Below are 9,792 nucleotides of genomic sequence, written 5' to 3'. Positions count from 1 at the left end.
CCGGTCAATCCGGAGGCCGAGCCCGAACCGGTCATCGCCGGATTCGGTGAGTTCAACCGCATGCCGCTGAACGCTGAAGCGTACGGTGACCTGAATGCCGAAGCGATCGACGTACTGGCTGAGGCCGGCTACAAGTGAGTGACCCGGCTGTCCTGGTTGACGCCGCCGTTTCCGGCAGGCGCCGGCGCCTGCTGACCGGGAACGGCCGTCCGCTGTGGTCGGCGGCAGTCCTGCTGGCAGCCCTGCTGGTGGCAACTCCGGTCGTCGCGGTGGTGATCGACGGGCTGGGAAGCCTGAACTCCGGCAGCCTGCCGCAGGACATCGGTCCCATGATCCTCACCACGGTTCTCCTGATGGCGGGGGTGGGCACCGGCACGCTGCTGATCGGGGGCGGGTTGGCCTGGCTGGTCACTGCCTACGACTTTCCCCTCCGCAACCTGCTCTCGTGGGCGCTGGTGCTGCCGTTGGCCATGCCGGCCTATATCCTCGGTTTTGTCTTCCTCTCCACCTTCGATGTGGGCGGACCGGTGCAGTCATTCCTGCGCACGGTCCTTGGCCCCGGCGCCTGGTTGCCGGAGGTTCGAACCCTGCTCGGCGCCGTCGTCGTGATGTCACTGACGCTCTATCCGTATGTCTACCTCCTGGCCCGTTCGGCGCTGGTTGAGCAGAGCGCCACAACGTACGACGCCGCACGCACCCTCGGTGCCAGCCGCTCACGGACGCTGTGGAGAGTGGTGGTGCCCATGGCGAGGCCCTCGCTTGCAGCTGCCCTTGCGCTGGTGATGATGGAAACCCTGACGGACTTCGCAACCGTCCAGTACTTCAATGTCCAGACCGTCGCCGTCGGGGTTTACCTGGTGTGGAAGGGCAGCTTCGAGTTCCAGGCAGCAACGCAGCTCTCGATGCTTGTGCTCCTGTTCGCGGTCGCGGTCCTGGCCGGCGAACGGCTCCTCCGCGGACGCTCCCGCTTCCACCAGAAGCATGGCCGCGGCGAAGGGCTGCGTGCCCGGCGGCTCACCGGTTGGACCGGCTGGGCAGCCGCTTTCGTGGGCCTGGCCGTGCTCGGCGCGGGTTTCGCCCTTCCTGTTGCCCAGCTGGTCGGATGGGCGATCGGCGAGGCCGTCGGCGGTTCCGAGCCGTTGCTGGATCCGCGCTTCGCCGAATACCTCGTGAACAGCATTGCCGTTGCCTCGATTGCTGCCCTGTTGTGTGCAGCGCTCGCGCTGATGATCGGACACGCACAGCGGCTGGGCGGCGGCCCGGTTGTGGCAGCGGCAGCGCAGCTCACCACCTTCGGTTATGCCGTGCCGGGCGCGGTGATCGGTATCGGTGTGCTCATTGCCTTCGCCCGGCTGGATGAGTGGCTCGAGGTTGCAGGAGTCCCGGGTGGGACCGGACTGCTCGTGACCGGCTCAGTAGCCGGCATCCTTTTCGCCTACCTCGTGAGGTTCCTTGCCCCTGCCTACCAGGCTGTGGACGCCAGCTTCGCCAAAATCTCTCCCGCCCTCACCTTCTCGGCGCTGAGTCTCGGGTCGACGCCGCGCAGGCTCCTGACCCGCGTACACCTCCCGCTGGCCCGCCGCGGTGCAGCCGTAGCGCTGGTTCTGGTGGCGATCGACGCCGTGAAGGAACTGCCGATCGTGCTCCTGCTTCGGCCGTTCGGTTTCACCACCATCTCTGTATGGGTCTACGAGCTCGCCCGTGAAAACTTCTGGGAGAAGGCAGCGCTGCCCGCCCTGGGGATCGTCGTGGTGGCAGTGATTCCCGTGTACTTCCTTTTCCGCCGGACGGCCGGCCTCAAGAACGGAGCGGTGGCGCATGGCCAGTAACCTGATCGACGTCACGACGCCGGCGCTGATGCTTGAGGGAATCAGCAGGCGGTACGGCGGAGTCTCGGCAGCCAAAGCACTGGATCTGACGGTGGCAGCCGGTGAATTGGTGACCGTGATCGGGCCGTCAGGGTGTGGAAAGTCGACCATGCTTCGGCTGATCGCCGGCCTTGAGCGCCCGGACTCCGGATCGATCTCGATCGCTGGGGAGGTGGTTGCCGACCGGCGGCGGTTCCAGGAACCCGAACGACGCCGGGTGGGACTGGTCTTCCAGGACCACGCACTGTTCCCCAATCTCACCGTCGCCCGGAACGTCGCCTTCGGGGTCAATCGCCTGCCGGCCAGAGAAAGGGAGCAGCGCGTTGCCGAGGTCCTGGAACTGGTGCGCCTGAACCACCTTGCTGCCCGTTATCCGCACGAGCTCTCGGGTGGAGAGCAGCAGCGCGTCGCCCTTGCGCGTGCCTTGGCGCCCCGCCCCGCCGTCGTACTCCTGGACGAGCCGTTCTCCAGCCTGGACGAGACCCTGCGCGGCAGGGTGCGCTCGGATATTGTCGCGGTGTTACAGGAAACGGGCACCACCAGCCTGCTCGTAACCCATGACCAGACCGAAGCGCTTTCCGTGGGGGACCGCGTGGTGGTGATGCGCGACGGCGTGATTGAGCAGGCTGATACGCCCGAACGGGTCTTCGAGCAACCGAGCACACGATTCGTGGCGTCCTTCATGGGAGACGCGGACTTCCTCCCGGCGAATGTTCACAATGCGCTGCTGACCTGCGAGATCGGTGTGGTCTCGACGGTGCCGGGCTGGGCGAACTGCGACGTCGATGTCGACGTTGTGCTCCGGCCTCACGAAGTAGCGCTCGCCCTCGATCCGAGTGCGTCTGCGCAAGTCGTGTCCCAGGAGTATCGGGGCGCCTTCGTCCTGCACCACGTCCGTCTGGCATCCGGCAGGACCTTGCGGTCCTGGCAGCCGCACCACGTCCGCTATGCACCCGGGACCCGGGTCAGCGTGACTGTCGCTCCCGGAACATCCCCCACCCTGCTGGTCAATGACCGAGCCGTCACCGAGCCCCCGATTGCCGCCGCCGGCCGCGCACTGCAGCTGCCGGAGCCGTCGCCCGTCCCCACCTCGAGGTAGCACCCGTGTCGATCACAACGCAGACTCTGCCCCTGGAAGCTGCAACCCGTTCTGTGGCTTTCGCAGCCGGACTCGCCCGCTTCGCCGACCGGCCCGCCGTCGTCACTGAGTCCGGGACTCTCACCTACCGGCAGCTGGCGGAGCGGGTGGAAGCGGTCGCGGACCGCCTCGGTCCCGTCCGTCGCCTGGTACTGCTCGCCGCAACCAACGACGTCGACTCTCTCGTCGCGTACCTTGCTGCACTCTCCGGCGGGCATCCTGTCATCCTGGTGCCCGGGGACAAGCCCTCAGCCGCCGATTCGATCAGGGATAACTTCGATCCCGACGTTGTCATGGCAGCAGGGGAGGGGGACGGGCGACCGAGCCTGAAGGAAGTTCGCGTTGGGACCGGACATGACCTCCATCCTGATCTCGCCCTCCTGCTGAGCACGTCCGGCTCGACGGGCTCACCCAAGCTGGTCCGGCTCTCGCACCGGAACCTGGAGGCCAACGCCGCGGCGATTGCGGAGTACCTCAGGATCGGACAGGCAGACCGCGCCGTGACCACCCTGCCCATGTCGTACTGCTACGGCCTCTCGGTCATCAACAGCCACCTCCTCAGCGGTGCATCGGTGGTCCTCACGGACCTCTCCGTGGTGGACCCCTGCTTCTGGGAGCTGTTCCGCAGCACCAAGGCAACCGCTTTTGCAGCCGTGCCGTACACGTTCGAGTTGCTGGAACGCGTGGGCTTCGACGCTATGGACCTGCCGACGCTGCGGTACGTGACGCAGGCCGGCGGCAGACTCGCTCCCGAGCTGGTGCAGCGGTACGCGCAGCTGGGCGAGGAACGGGGTTGGGAGCTGTTCGTCATGTACGGGCAGACCGAAGCCACCGCGCGGATGGCTTACCTGCCGCCCGCCCTTGCAGCGCGGAATCCGTCCAGGATCGGCGTCCCGGTGCCAGGAGGAAGTTTCAGGATTGACCCGGTTCCGGGGTTGGAGGACGGAGAGCTCGTCTACACCGGTCCCAACGTCATGCTCGGCTACGCGATGGACCCTGCCGACCTCGCCGACGGGCGCACCGTGAACGAGCTGCGGACCGGTGACCTTGCCCGGCGTCACCCGGACGGCCTGTACGAGGTGGTAGGGCGCCGCAGCCGGTTCATCAAGATCGCCGGCCTGCGCGTCGACCTTGGACGCGTAGAGCAAATCCTCGCCGGGTTCGGAGTCGACTCCACCTGCGCTGGCAAGGACGAACTCCTGGTCGTCGCTGTCCAGGGCGATCACGAACCCGACCTGCTCCGGAAGGTGTTGGCCCGCGAGCTCGGCATCCCGCGCGGCGCCCTGAAGATGTACGCAGTGGAGAGCCTTCCGCGGCTCAACAGCGGGAAAGCGGATTATCAGGCTGTGCTGGCCCTTGCAGAACCTGGGGAGCCATCGCTCAGGGCACAGCCGGGGCGGAAGGAAGGACCGCAGGACGTACGAACCATTCTGGCGGAGCAGCTGGAGGTTTCCGCCGTCAGCGGCGACAGCACCTTTGTGTCGCTGGGAGGCGACTCACTGTCATATGTCGCGACGTCGGTCCGGCTGGAGAACGCTCTTGGCACCCTGCCTGCCGATTGGCACCTGCGAACTGCCGCTGAACTCGAGCAAGGCGGCTCCCCGGGCCGGCGCCGCCGGTTCTTCGCCGCCATCGAATCGAGCATCGTTCTGCGCGCAGTTGCCATCATCCTCATCATCAGCACACACATCGGACTGTTCCACTGGGAGGGCACAGCCCACGTGCTGATGGCTGCCGCCGGCTATAACTTCGCGCGGTTCCAGCTGCAGGGCGAGCGCGGTGAACGGCTGCGCAGACAGCTGGTCAGCATCGCCCGCATTGTGGTACCCAGCATGGCGCTCATCGCCGTCGGCTACGTCATCACGGATCACTACAGCGTTGCGAACATCTTCCTCCTGAACGCGATGGTGGGTCCCCAGGAGGTGACCCCGGAGTGGCACTTCTGGTTCGTGGAGGTTCTGACCTACCTCCTTGTCTGCGCCGTTGCGCTGCTCGCTATTCCGCCGGTCGCGCGCCTGGAGCGGCGCTTCCCCCTGGGTTTCCCGCTCGGGCTGGTGGCCATCGGCTTGCTGACGCGGTTCAACATCGTCGATCTGGACCTGCCAAATACCGCTCCCGCGCTGTGGCTGTTCGCTCTCGGGTGGGCGGCCGCCCAGTCACAGACGGTCGTGCACCGGTGCCTCATCACCGCCGTCGTTCTTTCATGCGTGCCGGGCTTCTTCTTCCACGACCAGCTCCGCGAGATGACACTGCTGGTTGGCCTGCTGGTGCTCGTCTGGTTGCGGACCCTGCCGGTTCCCCGGAGTCTGCAGCGCTTCACCGTGGTCCTGGCCAGTGCGTCTCTGTACATCTACCTCACCCACTGGCTGGTGTTCCCGCATCTGGAAGCCATGCATCCTGCGGTGGCCGTGGCCGCCTCGCTCGTTGCCGGGGTGCTCTATTGGGTGTTGGTGATGCGGGTGCCGGGTTGGGTCCAGTGGTTTTCGAGGCGACTGCGTGGACGGCACGAAGTGGCCGTCTGATCCGGTGGTGCCACAGTCTGTGATGCCCGGGCTCAGGGTCCCGGACTCTAGGATGGAACCATGCTCAACACACCCTGGGACACCGGATCGCCGCTGTACCGGAAGCTGGTCATCAGCGCGCTGATCCTTACCGGCGTCGGTATTCTCCTGGCCGTCGCCGGGGCGATGCTGCAGACCGATCCGCTCGTGTTTGCCGCACTGCCCATCATCGTCGCGGGCATGGCGGCCCATCTCGCAGGCCTGGTGGTACGCGGACGGGACGCCCGCCGTCGTGCGCGACCGGGGAACGGTAACCCCCGGACCGGCCGGTAGCCGGACGAACAGTTACGCTGGACAGGCGCGTCAGCGCCTGAGAGGCCCCGATTACAAGGAGTTCCATGACGATCAATCCCGACCTTCAGGGGCGCAGCTACCCGGCTGCCGAGGTCTACACCGTTGGACGCGAGAAAATCCGTGAATTCGCCGAGGCCGTGAAAGCCACGCATCCGTCGCACTTCGACCCGGAAGCTGCACGGGCACTAGGCCACCGGGACGTCGTTGCCCCTCCCACTTTCGCAATCATCGTCGCCCAGCGCGCCGATGCGCAGCTGATCAACGACCCGGAGGCCGGCATCGACTTCACCCGGGTCGTCCATGCTGACCAGCGGTTCACCCACCACCGGCCGATCGTCGCCGGTGACGAGCTCGTTGCCGAGCTCCATGTTGACCAGGTCCGTGCCATGGGCGGCGGCGCGATGATCACCACCCGCGCCGAGATCTCCACGGTGGAGGGCGAGAAGACCGCAACAACCACGTCGTCCATCCTGGTGCGCGGGGAGGAGCAGTAAATCATGGCAATCACGCTGACAGACCTCGAAGTAGGCCAGGAGATCGGCCGGACCTCCCTTGGGGTCACCCGACTCGACCTCGTGAAGTACGCCGGTGCGTCCGGTGACTTCAACCCGATCCACTGGAACGAATCCTTCGCCCGGAGCGTGGACCTGCCCGGCGTCATCGCCCACGGGATGTTCACCATGGGCTCAGCGGTTCAGGTGGTGGCCGACTGGGTTGGCGATCCGACCGCCGTCATTGACTACCAGACCCGCTTCACACGGCCGGTGGTCGTCGAGGACACCACTGACCAGCCAGGTGTGGCAGGTGCGGCCATCGAGGTGGTCGGAATTGTGGGTGCACTTGATCCGGATAACTCCACCGCCCGCATCGACCTCACCGTCTCGGCAGGCGGCCAAAAGGTCCTGGTCAAGGCCCAGGCAGTGGTGCGGATTTGGTGACATCGCTTGCGGAGTTCACGACGTCGGCGGTCGGAGGTCCGGCCCGCACCCTGATTGAGGCGCGCACGGAGGCCGAGCTCATCGACGCGGTTCGGTCCGCCGACGAGGCGGGGGAGCCCCTGCTGCTCATCGGCGGTGGCTCCAACCTGCTGGTTGCTGACAGCGGCTTCGCGGGCACCGTGGTCAGGATCGCTTCAACGGGCTTCACCGTGAACGACGACGACGCCACCTGCGGAGGCGTGATGGTCACCGCCCAGGCAGGCCAGCCCTGGGATGAGCTCGTCGAGTACACGGTGCGTCATGCGTACTCCGGGCTGGAAGCGTTGTCCGGCATCCCTGGCTCCACCGGTGCCGTTCCGGTGCAGAACGTCGGCGCGTACGGTGCGGAGGTTTCGCAGACCATCGCCATGGTGCGCACGTACGACCGCGAGACTCGGTCCATCACGTCGCTTGCCAACTTCGACCTCAAGTTCGGGTACCGGGATTCGCTGCTGAAGCGCACCACCGACTCCGGATCTCCCCGCTACGTGGTGCTCACGGTCCAGTTCCAGCTTGGCCTTGGCCGCTTGAGCGCGCCGGTGCGGTACGCGGAATTGGCCCGGGAACTGGGCATCGAAGTGGGCGAACGGACGTACGCCAACGATGTGCGGCGGGCCGTGCTGAAACTCAGGGCGGCGAAGGGCATGGTGCTCGACCCGGCCGACCGCGATACGTACAGCACCGGATCCTTCTTCACGAATCCCATCGTTGACGCCGCCGTGGCTGAGTCCCTGCCTGCCGGCGCCCCGAGATACCCGATGCCGGACGACTCGGTGAAGCTCAGTGCGGCCTGGCTGATCGAGCAGGCCGGTTTCGGTAAGGGCTTCGGGCTCTCCGACGACGCCGGCTACCAGGCGGCAGGCGGTAGGGCCGCGCTGTCCACCAAGCACACTCTCGCCGTCACAAACCGTGGCGATGCCTCCGCGGAGGACCTCTTGAGCATCGCCCGACTGGTAGCCGATGGTGTGGACCAGCGCTTCGGCATCCGCCTTCACCCGGAACCGCTGCTGATCGGCTGCGCGCTGAACTGAGCGTGTGGCCCGCCGGACCTCTCAGGTGGTTGCATGCCGTCGTGCTTTCTCCGCCGCTGCACGCGTCTGCATGACTGCGTGCCGGTGCCAGCGGCTGTCAACCAGCTCCCGGCTGCACAGCCACTGCACAAGACGGGACACGAGGCTTATCTGCGCGAGGCGATCGTGGAAGTCCTCGAGGAGCCATGTGCTGCTGAGGAAGCGGGGGAGAGCGAATACCAGCTGCTCGGCGCCAAGTATTCGCTCGAAGGCGCCCTCCGCCTCAAACTGCCGCTCCAGGGCCAGCAGCGAGGCTGTCTCGGCGCTGACGACGGAATCGCCCTCCTGTTCGAGGAAGAGACGCAAGTGGGCCAGGACGCGCCCGTAGCGCTCAACCGTGGCTGGGTGCCTGCCTGAAGCGCTCGCAGAGAAGTACCGCGTCAGGACCTTGTCTACTGGAATGTCTGCTGGAATCTGATTCATGCAGGACAGTCTGCACCCTGCTTCTGACATTTTTCTAGTACACAGCTTCGAAAGCCCGCCAGACGCGACCTACATAAAGAACATGCGCTGCAGGCAACGCGTGTGTGTTGCCTGCAGCGCATGTTCTTTCTCGAGAAGATTCCGCTCCCGGTCCGTCAGGTGAGGCCCGGCCGCGCGAGCTGTCAGAGGTTGCCGGTGGCGATGAGGAGCATGCGGCGCAGCGGCTCGGCTGCACCCCACAGAAGCTGGTCTCCTACCGTGAATGCGCTGATGTACTCGGGGCCCATTTCGAGCTTGCGGATCCGCCCGACCGGGATCTGCAGGGTTCCGCTGGCCGCCACCGGGGTAAGCCCCTGGAGAGTTGCTTCCTTGGTGTTCGGCACCACGGTTGCCCACTCATTGTCCTGATCAATGAGGTTCTCGATCTCACCGACCGAGAGGTCCTGGGTGAGCTTCAGCGTCAAGGCCTGGGAATGGGAGCGCATAGCGCCGATCCGTACGCACAGGCCGTCAAACGGGATCCGGGAGCCGTCGGCCACGTCGGTTCCCAGGATCTTGTTCGTCTCCTGGCCGGCCTTCCACTCTTCCTTCGACTGTCCGTTGCCCAGATCGGCATCGATCCACGGGATGACGGAACCCGCGAGCGGCACACCGAATTGGGAGGCGTCCATGTCAGGGTTCTTCTGCTGCGCCAGAACGGCGCGGTCGATGTCAAGGATTGCCGACGCGGGGTCTGCCAGGTTCCCGGCCACAGTGCCGTGGATTGAACCGAACTGATTCAGCAACTCACGCATGTGCCGTGCACCGCCGCCGGATGCTGCCTGGTAGGTCATGGAGGTGCCCCACTCGACCAGGCCGTTCCTGAACAGGCCGCCGAGGCCCATGAGCATGCAGGAGACCGTGCAGTTGCCGCCGATGAAATCCCGCACACCGCGGGAAAGGCCGGCGTCAATGACGTCGCGGTTGACCGGATCGAGCACAATGATGGAGCTGTCCTCCATACGCAGCGTGGAAGCAGCATCAATCCACAGGCCGTCCCATCCTGCGTCGCGCAGCTTCGGGTATACCTCCGAGGTGTACCCGCCGCCCTGAGCCGTGACGATGATCGGCAGCTTCGCGAGAGTCTCGACGTCGTAAGCATCCTCAAGAGCGCCGGCGCCCTCAGCGAACGACGGCGCAGCGCCACCGGCGTTGGAGGTCGAGAAGAAGACCGGGTTGATGCGTCGGAAGTCGCCCTCGTCCTGCATTCGCTGCATCAGGACCGAGCCGACCATTCCACGCCAGCCGACCAGACCGACGGAGGGCACGGACGAGGACAGATTCGCTGCGGAAGTCATGAATCAAGTTTAGGGGAGCGGGTCAAACTGCCCCGGTCGGTTACGCCAACACCGAAACATCCCGAAAACAACGCCGGGCCACGAGCGAGTACGACGACGCCTAATGCCTCAGCGGTTCCCTGCC

Annotated in this window: 9 protein-coding genes; 7 read left to right on the top strand and 2 right to left on the bottom strand. The window is 65.8% G+C overall.

Annotated elements, in window-relative coordinates; translation table 11 throughout:
* Positions 1-134: 134 nt before the first annotated feature.
* From RIF85_RS08355 to RIF85_RS08325, 7 genes are all read left to right on the top strand, one after another.
* A complete protein-coding gene (locus RIF85_RS08355; RefSeq protein ID WP_309071450.1) occupies positions 135-1,829 on the top strand; it encodes an iron ABC transporter permease in 1,695 nt (564 codons plus the stop codon).
* Complete coding sequence (locus RIF85_RS08350) at positions 1,819-2,967, top strand: ABC transporter ATP-binding protein (RefSeq protein WP_309071449.1); 1,149 nt, start codon at positions 1,819-1,821, stop codon at positions 2,965-2,967. The genes RIF85_RS08355 and RIF85_RS08350 overlap by 11 nt, the downstream gene beginning before the upstream one ends.
* A 5-nt stretch (positions 2,968-2,972) precedes the next feature.
* The gene (locus RIF85_RS08345; RefSeq protein ID WP_309071448.1) at positions 2,973-5,528 is read left to right on the top strand and encodes an AMP-binding protein; all 2,556 of its coding nucleotides are present in this window, start codon (positions 2,973-2,975) and stop codon (positions 5,526-5,528) included.
* Positions 5,529-5,588: 60 nt separating this feature from the next.
* Complete coding sequence (locus RIF85_RS08340; protein ID WP_309071447.1) at positions 5,589-5,840, top strand: hypothetical protein; 252 nt, start codon at positions 5,589-5,591, stop codon at positions 5,838-5,840.
* A gap of 65 nt (positions 5,841-5,905) precedes the next feature.
* Positions 5,906-6,355 carry a MaoC family dehydratase N-terminal domain-containing protein gene (locus RIF85_RS08335; protein WP_309071446.1) on the top strand — a complete coding sequence of 150 codons (450 nt, stop codon included), beginning with the start codon at positions 5,906-5,908 and terminating at the stop codon, positions 6,353-6,355.
* Positions 6,356-6,358: 3 nt separating this feature from the next.
* Entirely contained in the window at positions 6,359-6,799 is a 441-nt protein-coding gene (locus RIF85_RS08330) for a MaoC family dehydratase (protein WP_309071445.1), read from the top strand.
* The gene (locus tag RIF85_RS08325) at positions 6,796-7,869 is read left to right on the top strand and encodes a UDP-N-acetylmuramate dehydrogenase (RefSeq protein WP_309071444.1); all 1,074 of its coding nucleotides are present in this window, start codon (positions 6,796-6,798) and stop codon (positions 7,867-7,869) included. Before RIF85_RS08330 ends, RIF85_RS08325 begins: the two co-directional genes overlap by 4 nt.
* Positions 7,870-7,890: 21 nt before the next feature.
* Here RIF85_RS08325 and RIF85_RS08320 read toward each other — a convergent pair whose 3' ends face one another.
* On the bottom strand, positions 7,891-8,331 hold the full coding sequence (locus RIF85_RS08320) for a hypothetical protein (RefSeq protein ID WP_309071443.1): 441 nt from the start codon (positions 8,329-8,331) through the stop codon (positions 7,891-7,893).
* 182 nt (positions 8,332-8,513) lie between these two features.
* A complete protein-coding gene (gene asd / locus RIF85_RS08315; RefSeq protein ID WP_309071442.1) occupies positions 8,514-9,668 on the bottom strand; it encodes an aspartate-semialdehyde dehydrogenase in 1,155 nt (384 codons plus the stop codon).
* Positions 9,669-9,792: the final 124 nt, after the last annotated feature.

The sequence above is a fragment of the Arthrobacter sp. genome, assembly GCF_031179385.1.
Classification (GTDB): domain Bacteria; phylum Actinomycetota; class Actinomycetes; order Actinomycetales; family Micrococcaceae; genus Arthrobacter_D.
The sequence above is the reverse complement of the archived record's forward strand: the minus strand, read 5'-3'. Positions and strand labels throughout refer to the sequence as shown.